Below are 21,495 nucleotides of genomic sequence, written 5' to 3' on the forward strand. Positions count from 1 at the left end.
ACCGCCCGACTGTTCCACCTTGGCCTTTCGCCGCCCCCCGACGCCATGGGTGCGGCCGGCGTCAGGCGTGGTCATGATCGACATCACACGCTCGATATGCACTGGTCGACCCCCCTAAGTGCTGAATATTCGGTACGAAGGTGCGGACACGAACCACAGGGGGACCGCGAACACCGCGGCGCCCGCCCCTCGCCCCTCGCCCACGACGACGAGTTCACCGCCCGCCCCTGACCGCAGTGAAGCCGCGCACGTCAGTCGTCGGCGTGCTCCGCCTTGTAGGCGTCGGAGTCGGGATGCCCACCCCACATGCGGAGCACCGCGCCCGTCACGTCGGTGACATAGGAGCCGTGGAAGTACTCGTCGCTGAGCGACACGCTGATCTCGATAGGCCCCGGCGTCGTCTCGAACTCCGTGCTCATCGCCGTCCCGCGCGAGATCAGCACCGCCGCCGAGTCGTCGCCGGTGATGCCGGTCGCGCGTTCGGCGGCGGCCGTGAGCGATGGGATGAGGCCCAGGTCGAGCTCGTGGAGGTCGAAGAGTTCGGCGGCGAGGTCCTCGGGCTGGATCATCGTCGGGCCGGTCCGTTCGGCGGCGCCATAGCGGTACTGGAAGTCGTCGGCGGTGACGGCGCCGGGCGTGGTCGGCGCGGTGGTCAGGACGAAGTCGCCGAAGAGGCTCAGGTCGACGACTTGGGAGTCGCCCATGACCTCGATGAGCGCGTCGACGGCGTCCTGCGCGCCTTCCTCGCGGACGAAGTCGCCGGTGCTGCTGGTGAGCTGGTCCCAGTTGACCGCGATCGGGCCGCCGAGGCCGACGGCGAAGGCGAGCGCGAAGACGGCCAGGCGCAGCGGCAGTGCCCTCGGTCCGATGCCGAAGGCGCCGGGCGCGGTGCCGGGGTCGGGTTTCCAGACGGGCGCGGAGGTGGGGACCGTCTCGCCGCTCTCTTCGAGCGCGTTGCGCCAGGTCGTGTCGGGCGTGTCGATGATCCACACGTCGGGCCGGTCGAGAGAGTGGCGGCCGACGACGACGGGCGTGCCCGGCTGGTAGCGGGCCATGGCGAACATGTCGACGGGGGTGCGGATCACGGTCTCGTAGGGGGCGCGGTCGCGGGGTGCGATGACCAGTCCGACGCGGCAGAAGGGGACGTTCTCGACGGAGGCCGCGGTGCGCACGACGCGGGTGACGCGGGCGAGGGCGGCGCGGCCTTCGGCGAGGGCCTTGGCGCTGTCGCCGGCGGAGGGCTTGACGGTCACGCGCACGGACCGGGCGACGGGGGCGAAGGAGCCCAGGATGATCGTGACGGGCAGGGCCGTCACCCAGATCCACAGGAAGTCGGGGTCGCCGGTGACGCCGTTGAGGATCGCGCCGCCGGTGAGGAATCCCAGGGCGAGGAAGGAAAGGATTCTCAGCATTTGCGGTCACTTTAGCGACCTGAGACCACTTCGTGTTCACGAGCGAGCGGGGCGTCACGGAGGATCGCGGTGTTGACGGTTCCGGTGATCTGCTCGTACGGAGTGCGACCATCGCGGCGCAGCAGCGCGGCCAGCGGCGACCACACCCAGGCGACGGCGACGGCGGCCGCGATGAGCCATCCGTACCAGGGGTCGCTGGGGTCGTCGCCTTCGGCGGCCAGGCCCACGCCGAACCACATCAGCCACAGTGGGGAGAGCAGGATCGCCTGCCGCAGCAGGAGCGTGCCGCCCCAGGGCCGGTCGCCTTCGGGGCCGACGACGCACAGCAGCATCGCGCGCTTCCCGAGCGTCCAGCCGCCGGTGGCCCACGGGATGAACCAGAACCAGGCGAGGCCGGCGCCCGCGCCGATCGCGACGAGCAACCCGTCGCCGACCGCCACGCCCGCCAGCACCAGCCCGCCGACGATGAGCGTGAACGCGAACAGCCACCCGAGCAGGTCGGTGACATAGGCCAGCGCCCGCCGGGTGAACGTGACCCGCGCGGCGAAGCGCCGCCGGTCGGCGCTCGGGTCGACAGTGGGCAGGAGGCGGATCAGCGGCCCGGCGATCAGCCATCCGGCGACCGCGCCGGCGGTGTTGCACAGCAGGTCGTCGACGTTGAACTGCCGGTACGGGCAGGGGTAGACGAACCACAGGCCGGTGAGCTGGGTGAGTTCGAAGAAGAGGGAGGCGCCCAGCGCGATCGCCGCCGACGCCGCCAGGCTCCGGCGCCACAGGTAGCGCAGGTAGAAGCCGAGGGGGAGGAGCAGGGCGACGTTGAGGAGCGTCGGCCACGCGGCGGCCGAGCCGTTGCGGGCGATGTCGCCGGCGAAGGCGAAGGGCCGCAGGTTCGGGTGGGAGGCGTAGGTGTGGGTCGAGCAGACCGCCGCCGGGTCGGCGGGGAGGGGGACGACGGTCTGGAGGAACGCGGCGAGGGAGTAGAAGACGAAGGTGTAGAAGACCAGGGCCGCCCAGCCGCCCGCGCGGCCGCGGCGGCGGTAGGAGACGAACGCGGCGGGAAGGACGATCGCGACGGCGAGGACGGGGAAGGCGTAGACGGCCGCCTCGACGGGGAGCAGGTAGTGCTGGAACATCGCGCGACCGCCTTGCGTTCGACTGGCCGGATCGGTGATCGGGTCGGGTGATCGGAACGAGGCGGACAACGATCAAGGGGATCAGGACAGATTAGGGCAGGGCGGGGCGAAGGGTGGGCGGGTTTTGTCATAGGTCGCCCGTATCGTGAAATTCAGGGGTCCCCCCGGGCGGGGGCGATGGGTGCTGCCCTCGGTGAGGTCGGGGTGGGATCGGTGAGCGCTGGTCTGCGGGGTGTGGTGACGCTGTCTCCTGCGCTCAGCCGCCGCCCACAGCCCCCGTGAGCCGTCGCAGGGCGGCGTGAGCCGGTGGCCCCCAGCTCGGTTTCCCGCCGGGCCCCTCGTCGGCCGCGATGAACAGGCAGGCGAGCGCGCGCTCCACCGCCACGCCTCGGGCGCGCCGCGCGGTCGCGGGATCGAGGGCCGGCCGGTAGGCGGCGTGGAAGCGGTCGACGGCGCCGTCGGGCAGCAGGATCCAGGCCGCGGCGAGGTCCCAGGCGGGGTCGCCCGCGAAGAGGTCGCCGAAGTCGATCACGCCGCAGAAGGTCCCGTCGGCGGTGAGGACGTTGGCCGGATGCAGGTCGCCGTGGAGCCACAGCGGCGGGCCGGTCCACTCGGGCGCGGCGGCGGCGTCCTCCCAGACGGCGCGGACGGCGTCGGGATCCTCGACGAGCCCGCGCTCGGCGGCCGTGGCGAGCTGCCCGGCGAAGCGCTCGGCGCGGTCGGGCGACCGGGTCCCGCGGTCTCGCCCCGCGGGCGCCCCGGCGGGAGCGGGCAGATGAAGGGCCGTGAGGAAGGCGGCCAGGGCGTCGGCGGACTCCTCGGCGCGTGTGGCCGGCGCGCGGTCGGCGGGCTCACCCGGCACCCAGGTGGTGACCAGCCAGGGGCGCGGAAACCGCTCGGAGGGTTCGCCGAGACGCTGCGGTACGGGAACCGGCAGGGGAAGCCGCGACGCGAGAGCGGGCAGCCAGGTGTGCTCCTTGCGCAGCAGCGCGTCCGCCGACGGCGTCGCCCACGGCAGGCGGACGGCGAGGTCGTCGCCGAGCCTCCAGAGCTGGTTGTCCCACCCGCGCGCACCGAGCCGCAAAGGATGATCGGCCAGGTCAGGGTGCTGATCGCGGAGCAGATCCCGGATCAGATCCGCCGTGATCTCGGTGCGGGTCACGCCGGGTCGCCGGGGTCAGTGACCGCCCGCGTAGGAGTCCAGCCGCGTCGGTACGGGCTCGGAGTGCTCCCAGTTCAGTCCCTCGACGGGCAGCGGGAAGGTCAGGTCGTCGCCGAAGGGCGAGCCGGCGGCCGGCCGGTCCGAGGTGGCCTCGGTGATCGGCAGGTGGCCGTCTTTAACGACCTTGACGCGGGACTTCTTCACAGCTGAGGACGCCATGGTCGCTAGTTTGACATGCCCGCCGCCTCGCCGCCCGCTCAGCCTGCGATGGGCGCGATCACCGAGGCGGTCTCGGCGACCCGTTCGCGCAAGACGTCGCGGTGAGGGAGCGCGAGCACCGGCTCGCGGCGCCAGTTGGGGCGCACGCCCCGGTCGGCGAGGAGGTACAGCACACGCAGCGTGCGCAGGCTGTTCGTCACGTTCGGCGCGATGAGCGCGCGGTCGCGGGTCTCGAAGGTCTCGCCGACCGTGGCCAGCCACCCCGTCGCGGCCTCCTCGTCCAGCTCGGGCCGCGTGAGCGTCAGCGCGACGGCGTGCGCGAGCCGGTCGTCCTCCATGTCGCGCCACGCGTACTCGGTCGGCGCGGTCATCCGCCGCGCCGCGAGCTCCAGCATCGACTCCGGCGCGACCTCCGCCCGCCGTCCGAAGGCGCCGAGAAGGTCGGCGCCGTGCGCCACGGCGTGCAGCCACCCCAGCGTCGCGTCGTTGCCCCGCAGGTCCTCCTCGGCGCCGTACCAGTCCGCGAACGCCGCCACCCACCGCTGCTCGAAGACCCCCGCTTCCACGATCGTGTGGAGGATGAGCGGCGCGAAGCTCCGCGCCTGGATCTCGGGGTCGCCGAAGCGTTCGGCCATCACGTCGCCGAGCCCGCGCAGCGCCGCGTCGTCGAGGACCCCCTGCCCGATCCACGTCGCCAGAACCGCATAGCCGTGCCGATCCCGCGTCACCGGATCCGGTGACCGCAGCGCCTCGCACAACTCCGCGACGAGCCCCGCCACCTCCCCCTCAGGGGGTACGGCGAACCCGCCGTCGACGATCCTCTGCCAATCCGTCATGGACTCACGCTAGGGAAGCCGCCCGCCGCGCGCATTCCGATAAGGGGCGTCACGCGTGGCCACGCCTCGGTAGCCCTGTGCACGGCGTACCTTTGACGAGATGTCCGCACCCGCCCTACCAGGAGACCAGCTCGCCGCCCGGCTCCGCCGCATGTCCGACGAAGCCCTCGCCGGGCTCCTCCGCGACCGTCCGGACCTCGCCGTGCCCGAGCCCGCCGACTTCGTCGCGCTCGCCGCCCGCGCCACCGCGCGCGCCTCGGTGGCCCGCGCGCTCGACGGCCTCGACCGTTTCGCCCTCCAGATCCTCGACGGCCTGCGCTACGTCGCGGGCCCCGACGGCACCGCCGACCTCGACGCCCTGCTCACCCTCGTCGAGGACACCGAGAACACCCTCGCCACCGTCGACCGCCTGCGCGGGCTGGCGCTGGTGTGGGGCCCCGACGCGCAGATGAAGGTCGCCGACGCCGTCACCGACCTGCTCGGCCGCTACGTCGCCGGGCTCGGCCGCCCGGCCGAGGAACTCGACCCCGACGTCGCCGCCGTCATCGCCGACCCCGCGACACTGCGCCGCACGATCATGTCCGCGCCGCCCGCCGCGCGCGCCGTCCTCGACCGCCTCGCCGCCGACGGCCCCATCGGCACCGTCCGCACCGGGTCCCTGCGCGACGACGCCGCCGACACGCCCTTGCGCTGGCTCGTCCGCCACCGGCTCCTCGCCCTCGTCGGCGACGAGGGCGACGACCGGACCGTCGAACTCCCGCGCGAGATCGGCATCCTCCTGCGCCGCGACACCGGACCCCTCGGCGAGCTCCAGCCCTCGCCCCCGCAGCCCGACCTGTCGGTCGTCGACGCGCGAGCCGTCGACAACGCCGGCGCCGGCGGCGTCATGGAGGCCGTCCGCCTCACCGAGACGCTGCTGACCGCCCTGGCCGACACACCCGCCCAGACCCTCAAAGGCGGCGGGATGGGCATCCGCGACCTGCGTCGCCTGGCCGCCGGAGCCGACGTCGACACCGCGCTCGCCGCACTGCTGCTGGAGATCGCCTACACCGCGGGTCTTCTGGGCGCCGAGGAGGAGTGGCTGCCGTCGGCGGCCTTCGACATGTGGCGCACCGTGCCCATCGCGACGCGGTGGGCGAGGCTGGCGCGCGCCTGGTTCGTGATGCCGCGCGAGGTCGCCCTCGTCGGCGGCAAGGACGACAAGGGCAGGCCGTACAACGTGCTGGCGCCCGAGCTGAGCCGCACGATCGTGCCCAAGCGCCGTGCCGAGACTCTGGGCATCGTCGCCGCGCTGCCCGCCGGCAGTGCGCCCACTGTGGACGATGTGCTCGCGCTGCTCTCCTGGCACCATCCCAGGGCCCGTGACCTCGACCGCTCCCGCGCCGTCCTCCGCGAGGCCGCCGCGCTCGGCGTGATCGCCCGCGACGCGCTGACCTCCTACGGCCGGATGCTGCTGGCCGAAAGGAATCCCGACGACGATCCGCTGGGCGTCACCGCTCCCGAGGTCGACCCCGTCGTCGAACGCCTCGACGCGCTCCTGCCGCCGCCGGTCGACGAGGTCGTCGTGCAGACCGACCTCACGATCGTCGTGCCGGGCCCGCCGTCGACGACCCTGGCGACCGAGCTGCAGATGCTCGCCGAGCGCGAATCGCCGACGGTGTACCGGGTCTCGCCCGCCTCCGTGCGCCGCGCGCTCGACGCCGGCTACACCGCCGACGACCTGCATGCCCTGGTGCGCAGGCGATCCCGGACCGACATTCCGCAGGCCCTGACCTACCTGATCGACGACACCTCGCGGCTCCACGGCGGGCTGCGCGTCGGCACCGGCGGTTGCTACCTGCGCGGTGAGGACGCGGCTTTGCTGACGGAGGTCTACGCCGACCGTCGGCTGGCGCGGTTCTCGCTGCGGCGGATCGCGCCGACCGTGCTGATGACCAGGGCGCCGATCACCGAGCTGCTGGACGCCCTGCGCGAGTACGGATACGCGCCCGTGCCGGAGGACGCGGCCGGTGCGGCGGTGCTGACGCGGCCGACCGTGCGGCGTGCCGCACACGCGGCGAGACCGCCGCACGCGACCGACGCGGTGCCCAAAGTGGACGGTATTCCGCTGCTCGCCCTCATCGAGAGGCTGCGGCGCGTCGACGCGCACGCACGGAGCAGGCCGGCGGCGATGAGTTCGGTCGGTGATTCCTCGGCGGCGCTTTCGGTGCTGCAGCAGGCGTTGCGGGAGAAGCAGTCGGTGTGGGTCGGGTACCTCGACGGGCACGGGGCGCAGGTGACGCGGCGGTTGCTGCCGGTCTCGCTGGGGGCGGGGTACCTGCGGGCCGAGGACCAGCGGACGGACACGCTGCACACGGTGGCGCTGCACCGGATCACGGCGGCTTCGCTGGAGGAGCCGGTGGAGGGGGCTTAGGCGGGGCGGGTTTCGCGTGGCGTGGGGCGGGGCACGGTGGGTATCGCGTGGCGTGGCGTGCGGCGGTTTGGTGGCGCTGGGCGCGCCGACGTGCGGGTGGGTTTCGCGCGCGGCGTGAGGCTGGCCTCGACGGGATCGGCGCGCGGGCGGCGGACGGGTTCGCGCGGCGATGTCTTGGCTCGGTGCCGGTGTGTGCTCGGCAGCCTGGATCCGCTGGGGAAAATGTCGTACCTCGCCCGTATCGTGATTTTTGGGGCCCCTTTGGGGTGGGCGATGACGCTTGTCCGCCGTACGGGGCGCACCCCCGGCGTGCCTTCAGGCCGGTCCCCGCGAGGGCTTCACCCCCGGCGTGCCTTCAGGCCGGTCCCCGTGAGGGCTTCACCCCCGGCGTGCCTTCAGGCCGGTCCCCGTGAGGGCTTCACCCCCGGCGTGTCCCGAAGTCGTGGGCGCAGACCGCAGCCTCTGTTTTGCGCTCGCGGCTCGCGGCTCGCCCCGAGCCCGCACCCTGACGTGTCCCCCATCACCCCGCCGCCCTCCATGCGCTCTCTGCGTGCCCCTTCCGTCCCAGCTCACCCCACTACATACCCCGCACGCCCACGGCCTCACAGCTAGGTCCCAGGTTCGTCTCAGTCGCGTCTCAGCGCACGCCGCCATATTCGAAATACGCCTCGCGGCGACACTGACGGGGCGGGCGCCGGGTGAGTCGGAGTGTTCTCGTTTCAAGTCGACGAGGGGCGATGGGGCGAGAGAACTGACGACCTCCCTACACCCGGCGCCCGCCCCAACCCTCAGCAACACCAGCAACACCAGCGACACCAGCGACACCGCGAGCGCCACATTCTCCGGGGCCGGGGCTTCGCGGGCGGGGGCTTCGGCCCCCGCCCCGCGTATTCGCCGCCTCGATCATCGGGTGCGTACCCTCGGTTCCGTGACGGAACTCGCGGTCGGCTTCGACCTGGACCTGACCCTCTTCGACACCCGGCCCGGCATCGGGGCGACCTGGCGCGCCGTGTCGGCCGAAAGCGGCCGCTTCATCGACGCCGACCGCATCGTGTCCCAGATCGGCCCGCCCATCCAGGACCTCATCGCCCCCTACGTCCCCGCCGACGAGATCGACGACTACGTCGCCCACTACCGGCGCATCTACCAGCACCACGGCCTCGCCGTCTCCCCGCTCCTGCCGGGCGTGCGCGAGTCGATCGCCGCCATCCGCCGCAACCACGGCAAGGTCTTCGTCCTCACGGGCAAGAACGGCCACGACGCCAAGCGCCACATCGAGCACGCCGGCCTCGACGTCGACGAGATCATCGGCTGGGTCTGGGCCGACCAGAAGGCCGCCGCGATGCGCGAGCACGGCATCTCCGTCTACGTCGGCGACCACCCCGCCGACATCGCCGCCGCGCACTCCGCGGGCGGCGCCGGCGTCGGCGTCCTCACCGGCAACGACACCCCCGACACCCTCGCCTCGGCCGACGTGATCCTGGCGTCCCTCGCCGACTTCCCCGACTGGCTGGAACGCCACCTCACCGAACTGCGCCTCGCCGCCCTCGACGCGGCCTTGCGCTCCTTCGACTCGCTGATGGTCGCCTTCTCCGGCGGCGCCGACTCCGCCTTCCTGCTCGCCGCGGCCGTGCGGGCGCTGGGCGCCGACCGCGTCGTGGCGGCCACCGCGATCTCCCCGAGCCTCCCGTCGGCCGAACTCGACGCCGCCCGCGACTTCGCCGCCGAACTCGGCGTGCGCCACGTGACCCCGGTGACCGACGAGATGGCCCGCGACGGCTACCGCGCCAACGCCGGCGACCGCTGCTACTTCTGCAAGGCCGAACTCCTCGACACCCTCGGGCCGCTCGCCGACTCGATGCGCGTCGGCGCCGTCGCCACGGGCACCAACGCCGACGACGCCGTCGCGGGCTTCCGCCCCGGCATCCGCGCCGCCCACGAGCGGGGCGCCACCACGCCGCTGCGCGACGCGGGCCTCACCAAGGCCCAGATCCGTTTCACGTCACGGCAGTGGGGGCTGTCCACATGGGACAAACCGGCCGCCGCGTGCCTGTCCAGCCGGGTCGCCTACGGGATCGGGATCACCCCGACGCGCCTGGCTCGCGTCGAGCACGCCGAGTCGGCCCTGCGCGCCGCCCTCGGCAAGGCGGGCGTCCCGGTGCGCAACCTGCGCGTCCGCGACCTCGGCGACCAGGGCGCCAAGGTCGAGATCGACGCCGAGCACATCGGCGCCCTCACCCCCGAGATCCTCGCCGAGGTGCAGGGCTTCCCGGCGGTCACCGTCGACGAGAAGGGCTTCCGCTCGGGCGCGATGAACGAACTCCTGCCCGAACCCGAGCGCTTCAGGTAGCCGCGAAGGCCACGTCGGCGGCCTCGGGCGTGATGTCGACCTCGTTGCTCAGCGCCCACTCCGCCGCCCGCGCCGCGACCGCCGCCGAAACGATCTCGTCGCGCCACGGCACCGCCGGAATGTCCTGCGTGGCGTGCGCGTCGTGCGGGAGCACCACCCGAAACCCGCGCGCGGCGGCCGTTCGCGCCGTCGCCGCGACGCACATGTCCGACATCACGCCGCAGATCGCCAGCGACGTCACACCGGCGCCGACCAGCACGTGCCCCAGCTCGGTCTCCGCGAAGCCGTCCCCGTGCGGCTTACGGATCACGAACTCCCGCGGCCTCCCGACGACCGGCAGGTACAGCTCCCAGCCCGGTGTACCCGGCGCGTCGGCCGAACCGGGCTTCCCGTCGTTCTGCAGGTGCACGACCACCGCGCCCGCCCGCCGCGCGCGGTCGAGGAGACCGGCGACGCGCTCCAGCAGCTGCGCGGCGGCCGGAACGGCGTCCGCACCGGTCACACCGGCCTTCTGGACGTCGACGATGATCAGCGCCTCGACAGGCGCGGCAGTGGCGGTCACGCCGCACATGATCGTCGATCCCCGCGCCCGGGCGGCGTGCGGGGGCGGTCGGCCGGGCCTTCCCAAGAGCCGGTCCCGCCCGCCACGTAACCTGATGCGCTGGAGGAGAGGTGGGCTTCGTGACCGACACCCCGCGCGACCAACGCGGACGACTCGTGCCCGCCGCGGGACTGCTGGCCGCGGCCTGGCTCGTCCCGGTCGCCACGCACCTGCTGTCCGTGGACTGGCTGCTGCTGCCGCTCATGGTCGCCGCCCTCGCCTGCGTCCTGCGCGCCGGCCGGTCCCTCGTCGACCGGCTGATGATCGCCCTGTTCATCACCATCGGCGGTTTCATCGTCTTCGGCCTGATCTACTCGGCGTGGCCCTGGGGCCTGGCGCCGATCCCGATCGCCGGCACCTGGTTCACCGCCGTGCTCGCCATCGGCTTCTTCACCGGCCGCCGGCCGAGCATTCCCACCCGCGTCCTCGGCACCGACCTGCTCGTCTTCGCCGCCTTCGTCGTCGGCGGCCTGATGGCCCGCTGGCCCGTCCTCGGCCGCGGCTTCGAGACCTCCCTGCGCTACACCTCGGCGCGCGAGGACATGTTCCGGCACTTCTCGCTCTTCGACGCGATCGGCTACTTCGGCGGCTACCCGGTCTTCAACGAGCCCGAGGTCCAAAAGATCACCGCCGACATGGACGTCTACCCGCCCGGCGCGCACTTCTTCTACGCCACGGTGGACAACTTCCTGCGCAGCTCCAGCACCCCCGGCGACACCGAGATCCAGTTCTGGAACTACTACGGGTACACCGCCGTCGGCTTCGGCCTGCTCTGCGCGGCGATCGTGTGGGCCACCCGCTGGGTCGCCGGCCCGACCGTCGCCGGGTGGCGGCGCGCGCTGGCCTGCTCCTTCGTCGCCGTCGTCGTCTGCTCCGGCCCGCTGACCACGCTGTTCTGGCAGGGCTACGACTCCGAGATCATCGGCCTGGCGCTGCTCGCGGTCACCTTCGCACTGCTCCTGCGGCCACCGCCCTCGGCCTACGAGTGGATCACCACGGTCACGCTCCTGGCGGCGGCCACCGTGATCACCTACAACCTCTTCGCGCTGTTCCTGCCCGCCGCGGCCGTCGCCGCGATCATCGCCTACCGGCGGCGGCTGCTGCCCATCTGGAAGTACACCGCCGCCGCGATCGTGGTCGCCGGCGCCGCGGCCTCCTTCGTGTTCTGGCAGCAGCTGCTCGTCGGGCTCGGTCCCAGCCACACCAACGAGATCGGCGGGATCGTCCCCTTCGACCGGGGCACCGTCGCCGCGCTGGGCCTCGTCGTCATCGCCGCCGTCCTCACCCGCACCGGCCGCCGGGTCGCGGTGTGGCCGATCGCCGGCGTCACGATCATCGTCGGGCTCGGCATCGTCATGGCCTTCGCGGTGCAGCAGCTGGCGACCTTCGGCGAGACCAGGTACTACCTGGAGAAGTTGATCCACGTCGTCTACGTGATGGCCCTGGTCGGCATCGGCGCGGTCACCCTGGTCCTCAAACCCTGGCGGCGCCTGGGCACCCGCCGCGTCGAGGAGGGCGTCCCCGCCCTCATCGCCCTGGTCATCATGGTCGTCGCCGCCGGGATGCTCCCCTCGGCGACCGACAAGATCTTCACCGCCTGGCCGACCTTCCACCCCGGCCCCAACACCACCTGGGCCCAGGGCTGGACCTCCCGGAAGGTCCAGTCGCCCTTCGACGACGCCACCAAGGCCCTCCTGGAGAGCGGCCTGATCGACGGCTCGCCGAGCCTGGTCGTCTACAACAACGACGGCCACTTCAACCGGCACGTCACCATGTTCGTCGGCGTCCTCAACCGCGACACCGGCCAGATCACCCCGCCCATGGAGGCCGTCGACGACATCGACGGTCTCGGCGACCCCACCCTCGACGCCGACGGCCGCATCACCGGGCCCGCCGCCGAAGCGATGAACACCCTCAAAGAAGCCATCCGGGCCACCGACCATCCCCTCCAGGTCATCGTCGGAAACGAAGCCGTGGCAGCCGAACTGGCGGAGTTCTCCCTGGCCAACCCGGACCTGAAGCTTCGGGTGGAGCACCTGCCGGAGATGCAGCTAGCCTAGGCGGGTAAGTGTTGCGTCTACGAGCTGAGGTCAGCGGTGCCCACGGGTCGAGTCAAGTGGTACGACACCGAAAAAGGTTTCGGATTCATTTCCCGCGATGACGGGGACGGCGACGTCTTCGTGCACAAGGCCGCGCTGCCGACGGGTGTAGAGGCCCTCACCCCCGGCCAGAAGATCGAGTTCGGCGTCATGGACACCCGGCGCGGCGTCCAGGCCATGACCGTGAAGGTCCTGGAGGCGCCGCCGTCGGTCGCCGCCGCGGCCCGGCGCTCGCCCGAAGACCTCAACAGCCTCATCGAGGACATGATCAAAGTCCTGGAGATGAAGGTGCTGCCGTCGCTTCGGCGCGGCCGCCACCCCGACCGCCGCTCCACGGCCAAGATCGCCGAGGTCGTCCACGCCGTCGCGCGCGAGCTGGAGGTCTGACAGTCCGGGCGGGGGCGGCCCACCGCCGCCCCGGCCCACCGCCACCCCGGTCAGCCGCGACCTACAACGCGACCTTCGGCACCAGCCCGGCCTCGGCCGCCCGCCCGAGCAGCGTCCGCACGGCCGCGTACCCCTCGTCGCCCAGGTCCTCGGTGAACGAGTTCACGTACAGCCCGATGTGCTGCGCGACCACGTCGTCGGCCATCTCCTGGGCGTGCTCGACCACATAGTCCCGCGACGCCTCCGGATGCGCCCACGCGTAACGCACCGACGCCCGGATCGTCTCGGTCAACTCCGCCGTGTCCAGGCCCTTGCGGGCCAGGATCGCACCCAGCGGAATCGGCGTGCCCGTCTCGCCCTCCCACCACTCGCCCAGGTCGGCGAGGGACGTCAGCCCGTACCGGTGGTAGGTGAAACGCGCCTCGTGGATCACCAGACCGGCGTCGAAGCGCCCGTCGCGGACCCCCGGCATGATCTCGTGGAACGGCACGACCTCGATCCGCCCCGGCTCCACACCCGCCAGCCACAGACGGAACAGCAGATAGGCCGTCGTGCGCTCGCCCGGCACGGCGATGACGGCCCCGGCGAGGTCGGTGCGCCCGGCCGTCAGGACCAGCGGACCGCACCCGCGCCCGAGAGCGCCGCCGCAGGGCAGCAGCTCGTACTTGTCCAGCAGCCACGGCAGAGCGGCGTAGGAGACCTTCACGACGTCGAACTCACCGCGCTCGGCGGCGTGGTTGGTCACGTCGACGTCGGCGTAGGTCACCGAGACCTCCGGCCCGCCGACGAGCCCGTGCGTCCACGCGTGGAACGTGAACGTGTCGTTGGGGCAGGGAGAGTAGGCGAGCTCAAGCAAGGCCGCCGACCGCCTTCGTGAGGGCCGCGAAGGCGTCCTGCAGACGCCAGCCGTCCTTGTCGCGGGGGCCGACGATGTTGGAGATCGTGCGGATCTCGGCGAAGGGCACCCCCAGGAGCTTCGCGGCGGTGGCCACCCCGAAGCCCTCCATGGCCTCGGCGTGGGCGTCGGGATAGCGGCCGGCGAGTTCGTCGGCGGTCTCCTGGGTCCCGGTGACGGTGGCCAGCGTCAGCACGGCGCCGCGGTGCCCGTCGACGTTGGCGGTGATGGAGGAGTCGGCGCTGATGGAGCTGACGCCGCCGAAGCCGAGGGAGACGACCGGCAGCCAGCCGCGCGGGCTCTGGGCGCCCAGGTCGGCGGCGATCGCGCGCGTCGCGACGACCGTGTCGCCGATCTCGGCGCGCCCGGCGAAGGCGCCGGCGATGCCCGCGCTGACGACGCCCCGGTAATTGCCCTTGGTGAGGAGGAGTGTGGTGGCCGCGGCGGCCTGTGCGGGACCCAGACCGATGGTCTGAACGGAAATGTCGGCGTTGTCCTTGAGTCCCGCGCGCACCGCGTCGCGTTCGGCGTCGACCGCCGTAACGATGAGGAGAGTCACGGGTTGTCAGGGTAGTCCTCCGCCCTGGAGCGCTTGCCGGGTCGGTACAGGTGGTAACCGGCGGGGGCGTCGTTCTCGCCGTCGGTGGCGAACGGTTCGGGCGTACTGACGGTGGGTGCCTCCGTGCCGACGGTCTCGGCGCCCGATTCGGTGACCGGCGCCTCGTCGAGCAGGTGCGGATCGGAGCCGGTGAGGCGCTCGCCGCGCAGGCCGCGGGCGCTGACGGCGGTCTTGATCGTGGCGGCGAGCACGGCGATGGCCATGACGGCGATGCCGAGGGGGCCGTTGAAGGGGACGAGGCCGAGGCCGCCGCCGGCGACCCAGGCGAGGATGAGCAGGGTCTCGGAGTGGGCGAAGGCCGAGGCGCGGAATTCGGGTCGGACGCGTTCTTGGATGACGGCGTCGCCGGCGAGTTTCGCCGCGCCGGCGGCCGCCGCGGTGACCACGCACAGGGCGGCGACGCTGCCGAGGTTGTAGACGCCGGCGGCGCCGACGGCGACGGTGAAGGTCGCGGCGAGCGCGGCGGTCTGGACGCGCAGGGGCCGGTGGATGCTGCGGCGGGCGAAGGCGGCCGTCGCGGCGAAGGTGCCGATGGCGAGTGCGGCGGCGACGACGCCGAGGGCGAGTTGCTGGGGGAGGCGGCCGGTGATGGGGAAGTCGCCGGCGCGGGCGCGGAAGGCGAGGTAGAGGGTGAGGAAGCCGTAGCAGAAGCGGAGGGCGGCCGAGCCGAGCAGGCTCGCCCACACGAGGCGTCCGGTGAGGACGCGGGCGGTGCGGCGGCCGGGGAGCTGGAAGAGGCGGGGGACGGTCTCGGGGGGCTGGGAGTCGGTGCGGGGTGGCAGGCGCAGGGCCCAGACCATGCCGACGAGGAACACGACGGCGGCGGCGCGCAGGGTCCATTCGGGGCCGAACCAGATGGCGAGCAGGCCGAGGGGGAGGACGACGGCGCCGGCGACGGTTCCGTAGAGGGATGCGCGGGCGCCGGCTTCGACGAGGGTGAGGCGTTCGGGGAGCAGGCGGGGGAGGGCGGCGCTGCGGGCGACGCCGTAGGAGCGGGAGAGCAGGAGGATGCCGAAGGCGGCGGGGTAGAGGCCGAGGCCGTCGAGGTTGTCGGAGGCGATCCAGACGAGGAACGCGCGGCCGAGCATGGTCGCGGCCAGGGCGTAGCGGCGACCGTGGCGGACGCGGTCGAGGACGGGGCCGACGAGGGGCGCCAGTAGGGCGAAGGGCGCCATGGTGATGAGGAGGTAGAGGGCGACCTGGCCGCGGGCCTGGTCGATGGGGACGTTGAAGAAGATGGTGCCGGCGAGTCCGATGGCGACGAGGGTGTCGCCGGCGCAGGAGGCGGCGTGGAGGTCGAGGAGTCGCATCATTCCGGTCTCGCCGCCGCCGCCTTTTTCGCGGGCCGAACCCACCTGGCGGCGGGCGAAACCGGCGAAGCCGCGCGCGACGGCGATCACGCCGCGGGCGATCGCCCGGACGGCGCGGAAGAGCGTGACGATGAGTCGGCGCACTGCCCTATCATCCCCGTTCCCGGCGACCACTGACCGTGAGCAACAATAGGCTCGTGACCACCAGCATCGCGACTCGCCGCGCCCGACTCGACCGCACCTGCGCCGACGCCATCGACGTCGCCCGTGACGCGCTGGACGAGACCGGCGCGGAGGGCGTCGGCGAGTACGCCGATGCCGTCAACGAGGGCGAGCGGCTCGTCACCCACCTCTTCGAGTGCGAGCTGCCCGGGTACAAGGGCTGGCACTGGGCGGTGGTCGTCACGCGTGCGCCGAGGGCCCGCAAGGTCACGGTGTGCGAGACGGCGCTGCTGCCGGGGCATGACGCGATCAGCGCGCCCGTGTGGGTGCCGTGGTCGGACCGGCTCGCGCCCGGGGATGTCGGGGCCGGCGACCTGCTGCCCACCGCGCCCGACGACGACCGGTTGATGCCGGCCTACACGTACTCCGACGACGACGCGGTGGAGGACATCGCGTTCGAGCTCGGTGTGGGGCGGACTCGCGTGATGAACCGCGAGGGGCGCATGGAGACCGCGCAACGCTGGTACGAGGGCGATTCCGGGCCCGAGGCGGAGATCGCGACGAGCGCGCCCGCCGACGCGCGGTGCGGGACGTGTGGATTCTTCCTGCCGCTGGCGGGTTCGCTGCGGCAGATGTTCGGGGTGTGCGGGAACCTGTACGCCGCCGACGACGCGCGTGCGGTGTCGGCCGACCACGGGTGCGGGGCGCACTCGGAGGTGCTGGTGGCGGCGGACGTGCCGGTCGACACGCTGGAGACGGTGTACGACGACAACGCGGTGGAGTCCCTGGAAGGGGAGTTAGCGGCGGGCTCGGTTGCGGGTTCGGCGGCGGCCGGGGGTCGGAACGGTGACGAAGAAGTTCGTTCTCTTCGACCATGACGGGGTCCTGGTGGACACCGAGTTCTGGTATCACCGGGCGGGGGAGCGCGCCCTCGCCGACATCGGGGTGAGCCTGGACAAGGACCGGTACCTGCGGGACATGGCGCGGGGTCTGGGTACGTGGGCACAGGCCAGGGCGGCGGGCGTCGGCGAAGAGGTCATCGGCAGGCAGCGCGCGGTTCGTGACGCCTACTACCGGGAGTATCTGCGCACCGAGGCCATCGAGATCGAGGGCGTCGTCGAGGCGTTGGCGGAGTTGTCGAAGCACGTGCGGATGGCGATCGTGACGACCGCGAAGCGCGTGGACTTCGAGATCATTCACGAGAATCGCGGCATCAGGCGGTTCATGGACTTCGTGCTGGTGCGCGAGGACTACGAGCGCGCCAAGCCGCACCCGGAGCCGTACTTGGCCGGGCTGAAGCGCTTCGGCGCCGCCCGGGAGGAGACGCTGGTCGTGGAGGACTCGGCGCGGGGGTTGAGTTCGGCGGTGGCGGCGGGGATCGAGTGCGCGGTGGTGCACAACGACTTCACGGCGGAGGACGACTTCTCGGGGGCGGCGTACCGGATCGGGGCGCTGGGGGAGTTGCGGGGGATCGTGCTCGGGGTGGGGTGACGGGTGGGCCGTCTCGGTTCGTGATGGGGCCGTGGGGTTGTGGCTCGGGGTGGTGGCTTGAGATGGTGCGGGGCGGGTGACCGGCGCCGCCGCCGCGTCGTGTTCGGGGTGGGGTAGCGGGGGACCGCAAGCGTGGGGCGCCGTGTCGGGGTGGTCTGACGGCCGATCGAAGCCGTGGAGCGGCGTGGGGTGGTCCGACGGCCGATCGAAGCCGTGGAGCGGCGTGGGGTGGTCCGACGGCCGATCGAAGCCGTGGGGCCGCCCAGGCCGCCTCCCACTTCTGACAGTAGAGGGGCGCCAGGCGTGGGTGTGTAGGGCTCAGCGGCCGGGCCTGTGGATAACTCGCCGGTTGTGGACAACGCGCTCGCCGCCCTCGCGCCCGCAATCGGCCCAGCCCCAAGGCTGCCGGCTCCCGTGCCCCCGCCTCCGAGGCCGCCCCGCAACCACCAACTGGCCCCGCCCCCGTCCTGCCTCCACGGCCGCCGCCCCGCAGCCCTCGCCACCATCCCCCAAACCACCCCCCACACCACCCCCAAACCACCCCCAAACCACCCCCCACACCACCCCAACAGCCCTCTCGCCAACACCCGTTGACATTTCCCCGCACCCCATGCCAGACTTCAAGTCAACAGCCGTTGGCCAACACCAGTTGACCACCCGTCCGCCCCCACCCGCCACCCCGAGGAGGCGCCACCATGCCCACCCCCGACGTTCTCGTCATCGGCGCCGGCCCCACCGGTCTCCTGCTCGCCGGCGACCTCGCGGCGGCCGGCGTCGCCGTCACCGTCGTCGAGCGCCGCTCGGCGGAGTCGAACCTCACCCGCGCCTTCGCCGTCCACGCCCGCACGATGGAGCAGCTCGACGCCCGCGGCGTCGCCGACGAACTGGCCGCCACCGGCCAGAAGCTCCAGTCCCTGCGCCTGTTCGGCAGCGTCGAACTCGACCTCGGCAAGCTCCCGACCCGCTTCCCCTACCTCCTGGTCACCCCCCAGTACGAGACCGAGAACGTCCTGGAGCGCCGGGCCCTCGCCGCCGGCGCGACCATCGTCCGCGGCCTCAAGGTCACCGCCCTGCGCCAGGACGACACCGGCGCCGAGGTCGACACCGTCGACGAGTCGGGCGCCACGGCCACCCACCGCGCCTCCTACGTGGTCGGCACCGACGGCCACCGCAGCGTCGTCCGCCAGGCCCTCGGCATGGACTTCCCCGGCGAATCGGCGGTCTTGTCGGTCGTCCTTGCCGACGTGAAGATGTCCGACCCGCCCGCCGAGGTCCTCACCGCCAACAGCGGTGAGGCCGGCTTCGTGTTCACCGCCCCCTTCGGCGACGGCTGGCACCGCGTCATCGCCTGGGACCGCCACAAGCAGCTCCCCGACTCCGCCCCGGTCGACTTCGAGGAGCTGCGCACCCTCATGACCAGCGTCCTGGGCACCGACCACGGCATGCACGACCCGCGCTGGACCTCCCGCTTCCACAGCGACGAACGCCAGGTCGAGCGCTACCGCGTCGGCCGCGTCTTCCTCGCCGGCGACGCCGCCCACGTCCACTCCCCGGCCGGCGGGCAGGGCATGAACACCGGCCTCCAGGACGCCGCCAACCTCGGCTGGAAACTCGCCGCCGCCGTCCACGGCCGGGCCCCCGACGGCCTCCTCGACACCTACCACGCCGAACGCCACCCGGTGGGCCGCGGCGTCCTCAAGAGCAGCGGCGCGATCCTTCGCCTGGCACTGCTGGGATCCAACGCCGCCCGCGGCCTGCGCAACGTCCTCGTCAAGACCGCGATGAGCATCCCGCTCGCCGCCCGCAAGGCGACCGGCACGCTCTCCGGTGTCGCGATCGCCTACGCCGCACCGAAAGGCGCGCACCGGCTGGTCGGCGAGCGCGCCCCCGACGTGTCCCTTGTGGACGGCCGTCTCTACGAGGAGCTGCGCGGGGGCCGCCACGTCCTGGTCCTCGGCGAGGGCGCCAAGGCCACTGTGGACGGTCACTTCGCTGTGGTGACCCCCGCCGAGCCGACCGCGACGACCGTCCTCGTCCGCCCCGACGGCTACGTCGCCTGGGCGGCCGACGGCGCCGACGGTGACGCGATCGACCGCGCCCTGACCGCCGCCGGTCTCGCCTGAGGCGCGCGACACGACCTCGCACGAGAAGCGGCGCCCGCCGGCCGGGCGCCGCTAATCTTGCGGTCATGCCGGTCAGCCAGCGGGAAGTCACGCTCTTCGAGGCCGCCAGGCCACGCCTGGAGGCCATCGCCTACCGCCTCCTGGGCTCGGCGAGCGACGCCGAGGACGCCGTCCAGGACACCTTCCTGCGCTGGCAGTCCGCCGACCGCGAACACGTCCTGGTCCCCGAGGCCTGGCTCACCAAGGTCTTGACCAACCTGTGCCTCAACCAGCTCACCTCCGCCCGCGCGCGGCGCGAGACATACGTCGGCCAGTGGTTCCCCGAGCCGGTGCTGGCCGGTGACACGATGCTCGGCCCGGCCGACACCGCCGAGCAGCGCGAGTCGGTGTCCATGGCCATGCTCGACCTCATGGAACTGCTGCCGCCCAAGGAGCGCGCGGTCTACGTCCTGCGCGTGGCCTTCGGCTACCGGCACGACGAGATCGCCGCGATCCTCGACATCAGCGAGGCCAACAGCCAGCAGCTCCACCGCCGCGCCAAGCAGCACCTCGCCGACGACCGCCCCCGCGTCGAGGTGACCGCCGCCGACGCCCGCCGCATCGTCGAGGAGTTCCTGGCCGCCGCGGTCAGCGGGCGCACCGAACCGCTCGTCGAACTGCTCGCCGACGGCGCGATCGGCGCCGGTGACGGCGGCGGGATCGTGCCCAGTCTCGGCACGCCGGTCGCCGGCCGGCTCCAGGTGGCGCGGTTCATGCGCGGGCTGCTGCGCTCCTCGCGGTCGCGGGAGTTCGCCGCCGGCGGACTGGTGTTCGCGGCCGTGGTCAACAACGAGCCGGCGCTGGTGATGGTCGAGGGGGAGCGCGTGATCGGCGTGTTCTCGCTGGAGCCGACCGCCGACGGCATCGCCGCGATCCGCATGCACGCCAACCCCGAGAAGCTCGTCCGCTTCACGCGCGCCTGGGCCGCCACGGAGGACCACGGGAGCCCTCTCGACCTTGGCTGGTGACCCACATCACAGTCCTTTCCTGTCAGGAAACGCGCCGCCGCCCGGTTCAGGAGGCGTACACATCCCGACAGGAGTGAGCCATGAAGCACCGCATCGTCGTCCTCGGCGCCGGATACACCGGGACCAGCGCCGCCGGGCGCCTGGCCAGGAGCCTCCACCGTGACGACGTCGAGATCACCCTCGTCAACGCCGACACCGAGTTCGTCGAGCGGGTCCGCATGCACCAGCTCGCGACCGGGCAGCGCCTCAAGAGCCGCCCGCTGACCGCGATCCTCGCCGGAACCGGCGTGAAGGTGCGCACCGCGTGGGTGACCGCCATCGACCCCGACGCCAAGACCGTCGCCGTCGAAGAGGCCGGCGGCCCGGCCGAGATCGCCTACGACACGCTCGTCTACGCCCTGGGCAGCGCCGTCGCCGACCACGGCGTGCCCGGTGTCGCCGAGCACGCCCACAATGTCGCCGGGAAGGGTTCGGCGCTGCGCCTGCGGGATCGCCTCGCCGCGCTGCCGGCGGGCGCGACCGTCCTGGTCGCCGGCGGCGGCCTGACCGGCATCGAGTCGGTCACCGAGATCGCCGAGTCGAGGCCCGACCTCGACGTCGCGCTCGTCACGCGCGGCGAGCTGGGCGACTGGCTCGGCGAGAAGGGCCGCGAGCACCTGCGCGCGGTTCTCGGCCGGCTCGGCGTGACCGTCCACGAGCACACCGACATCACCTCCGTGTCCGCGTCCGCCGTGACCACCGGCGACGGCGGCGACATCCCCGCCGAGGTGACGGTGTGGACGACCGGCTTCGCCGTCCACCCGATCGCGGCGGCCTCCACCCTCGCCGTCGCGCCGAACGGCCGGATCATCGTCGACGCCAGCGTTCGCTCCGTCTCGCACCCCGACGTCTACGCCGTCGGCGACGCCGCCCACGCCGAGGGCGCGGGCGGCAAGACGCTGCGGATGTCGTGCGCCTCGGGCATTCCGCTGAGCTGGCACGCCGCCGACGTCATCACCGCGCGGCTCACCGGCGGGGAGGTGCCGACCACGACGATCGGGTACAGCCAGCAGTGCGTGAGCCTCGGCCGACGCGACGCCCTCATCCAGAAGGTCCACGAGGACGACACCGCCAAGCCCGAGGCGATGACGGGCCGGTTCGCGGCCAGGTACAAGGAGCTCATCTGCCGGGGAGCGGCCTGGGGGACCGCCCACCCGACGCTGCTGCTCCCGCGCCGCCGTCGCCGGGTCGTCGTCGACCGGGCCCGATCCGACGCCGCTCGGTGACCGGGATCCCT

At 72.7% G+C, this 21,495-nt stretch carries 18 protein-coding genes; 9 read left to right on the forward strand and 9 right to left on the reverse strand.

Annotation, left to right across the window (positions count from 1 at the left end):
• Positions 1-251: 251 nt before the first annotated feature.
• The 5 genes from AB0I28_RS06305 to AB0I28_RS06325 all read right to left on the reverse strand — a co-directional run bounded on the left by AB0I28_RS06305 (position 252) and on the right by AB0I28_RS06325 (position 4,762).
• Positions 252-1,412 carry a hypothetical protein gene (locus AB0I28_RS06305; protein WP_357490081.1) on the reverse strand — a complete coding sequence of 387 codons (1,161 nt, stop codon included), beginning with the start codon at positions 1,410-1,412 and terminating at the stop codon, positions 252-254.
• 11 nt (positions 1,413-1,423) lie between these two features.
• Entirely contained in the window at positions 1,424-2,545 is a 1,122-nt protein-coding gene (locus AB0I28_RS06310) for a VanZ family protein (RefSeq protein ID WP_357490084.1), read from the reverse strand.
• Positions 2,546-2,801: 256 nt separating this feature from the next.
• A complete protein-coding gene (locus AB0I28_RS06315; protein WP_357490087.1) occupies positions 2,802-3,707 on the reverse strand; it encodes an aminoglycoside phosphotransferase family protein in 906 nt (301 codons plus the stop codon).
• Between the two features lie 15 nt (positions 3,708-3,722).
• The gene (locus AB0I28_RS06320) at positions 3,723-3,926 is read right to left on the reverse strand and encodes a hypothetical protein (RefSeq protein WP_357490872.1); all 204 of its coding nucleotides are present in this window, start codon (positions 3,924-3,926) and stop codon (positions 3,723-3,725) included.
• Positions 3,927-3,964: 38 nt separating this feature from the next.
• Entirely contained in the window at positions 3,965-4,762 is a 798-nt protein-coding gene (locus AB0I28_RS06325; protein ID WP_357490090.1) for a DUF2785 domain-containing protein, read from the reverse strand.
• A 100-nt stretch (positions 4,763-4,862) separates the two neighbouring features.
• Here AB0I28_RS06325 and AB0I28_RS06330 point away from each other — a divergent pair, with 100 nt between their 5' ends.
• Together AB0I28_RS06330 and larE are read left to right on the forward strand one after the other, a co-directional pair.
• Positions 4,863-7,175: a helicase-associated domain-containing protein gene (locus AB0I28_RS06330; RefSeq protein ID WP_357490093.1), complete on the forward strand. Its 2,313-nt coding sequence runs from the start codon at positions 4,863-4,865 to the stop codon at positions 7,173-7,175.
• Positions 7,176-8,103: 928 nt separating this feature from the next.
• On the forward strand, positions 8,104-9,525 hold the full coding sequence (gene larE / locus AB0I28_RS06335; RefSeq protein WP_357490096.1) for an ATP-dependent sacrificial sulfur transferase LarE: 1,422 nt from the start codon (positions 8,104-8,106) through the stop codon (positions 9,523-9,525).
• On the opposite strand, the gene AB0I28_RS06340 is transcribed toward larE, so the two are convergent.
• Entirely contained in the window at positions 9,518-10,087 is a 570-nt protein-coding gene (locus AB0I28_RS06340) for an isochorismatase family protein (RefSeq protein WP_357490098.1), read from the reverse strand. The genes larE and AB0I28_RS06340 overlap by 8 nt on opposite strands.
• Positions 10,088-10,206: 119 nt before the next feature.
• Here AB0I28_RS06340 and AB0I28_RS06345 point away from each other — a divergent pair, with 119 nt between their 5' ends.
• Both AB0I28_RS06345 and AB0I28_RS06350 read left to right on the forward strand, forming a co-directional pair.
• Positions 10,207-12,186, forward strand: coding sequence for a hypothetical protein (locus AB0I28_RS06345; RefSeq protein WP_357490101.1), 1,980 nt, complete (start codon positions 10,207-10,209; stop codon positions 12,184-12,186).
• Positions 12,187-12,222: 36 nt separating this feature from the next.
• Positions 12,223-12,612, forward strand: coding sequence for a cold-shock protein (locus tag AB0I28_RS06350; protein WP_357490103.1), 390 nt, complete (start codon positions 12,223-12,225; stop codon positions 12,610-12,612).
• Positions 12,613-12,673: 61 nt separating this feature from the next.
• Here AB0I28_RS06350 and AB0I28_RS06355 read toward each other — a convergent pair whose 3' ends face one another.
• Genes AB0I28_RS06355 through AB0I28_RS06365 form a run of 3 tightly spaced genes read right to left on the reverse strand, consistent with a single transcriptional unit; the run spans position 12,674 to position 15,580 of the window.
• Positions 12,674-13,468 carry a 1,4-dihydroxy-6-naphthoate synthase gene (locus AB0I28_RS06355; RefSeq protein WP_357490105.1) on the reverse strand — a complete coding sequence of 265 codons (795 nt, stop codon included), beginning with the start codon at positions 13,466-13,468 and terminating at the stop codon, positions 12,674-12,676.
• Positions 13,461-14,066 (reverse strand): futalosine hydrolase, encoded by a 606-nt coding sequence (locus AB0I28_RS06360; protein ID WP_357490107.1) that lies wholly within the window; start codon positions 14,064-14,066, stop codon positions 13,461-13,463. Before AB0I28_RS06360 ends, AB0I28_RS06355 begins: the two co-directional genes overlap by 8 nt.
• Complete coding sequence (locus tag AB0I28_RS06365) at positions 14,063-15,580, reverse strand: MFS transporter (RefSeq protein ID WP_357490109.1); 1,518 nt, start codon at positions 15,578-15,580, stop codon at positions 14,063-14,065. Before AB0I28_RS06365 ends, AB0I28_RS06360 begins: the two co-directional genes overlap by 4 nt.
• A gap of 35 nt (positions 15,581-15,615) precedes the next feature.
• Between AB0I28_RS06365 and AB0I28_RS06370 the strand changes: the two genes are divergently transcribed.
• The 5 genes from AB0I28_RS06370 (at position 15,616) to AB0I28_RS06390 (ending at position 21,484) form a co-directional block, all read left to right on the forward strand.
• The gene (locus tag AB0I28_RS06370; protein ID WP_357490111.1) at positions 15,616-16,476 is read left to right on the forward strand and encodes a DUF3027 domain-containing protein; all 861 of its coding nucleotides are present in this window, start codon (positions 15,616-15,618) and stop codon (positions 16,474-16,476) included.
• Complete coding sequence (locus tag AB0I28_RS06375) at positions 16,445-17,089, forward strand: HAD-IA family hydrolase (RefSeq protein WP_357490113.1); 645 nt, start codon at positions 16,445-16,447, stop codon at positions 17,087-17,089. The genes AB0I28_RS06370 and AB0I28_RS06375 overlap by 32 nt, the downstream gene beginning before the upstream one ends.
• 695 nt (positions 17,090-17,784) lie before the next feature.
• Positions 17,785-19,212, forward strand: a complete 1,428-nt coding sequence (locus AB0I28_RS06380) for an FAD-dependent monooxygenase (RefSeq protein WP_357490115.1) — start codon at positions 17,785-17,787, stop codon at positions 19,210-19,212.
• 65 nt (positions 19,213-19,277) lie between these two features.
• The gene (gene sigJ / locus AB0I28_RS06385; protein ID WP_357490117.1) at positions 19,278-20,219 is read left to right on the forward strand and encodes an RNA polymerase sigma factor SigJ; all 942 of its coding nucleotides are present in this window, start codon (positions 19,278-19,280) and stop codon (positions 20,217-20,219) included.
• Positions 20,220-20,299: 80 nt separating this feature from the next.
• A complete protein-coding gene (locus AB0I28_RS06390) occupies positions 20,300-21,484 on the forward strand; it encodes an FAD-dependent oxidoreductase (RefSeq protein ID WP_357490119.1) in 1,185 nt (394 codons plus the stop codon).
• The last annotated feature ends 11 nt before the right edge of the window (positions 21,485-21,495 follow it).

The organism is Phytomonospora sp. NPDC050363, assembly GCF_040655735.1.
Lineage (GTDB): Bacteria > Actinomycetota > Actinomycetes > Mycobacteriales > Micromonosporaceae > Phytomonospora.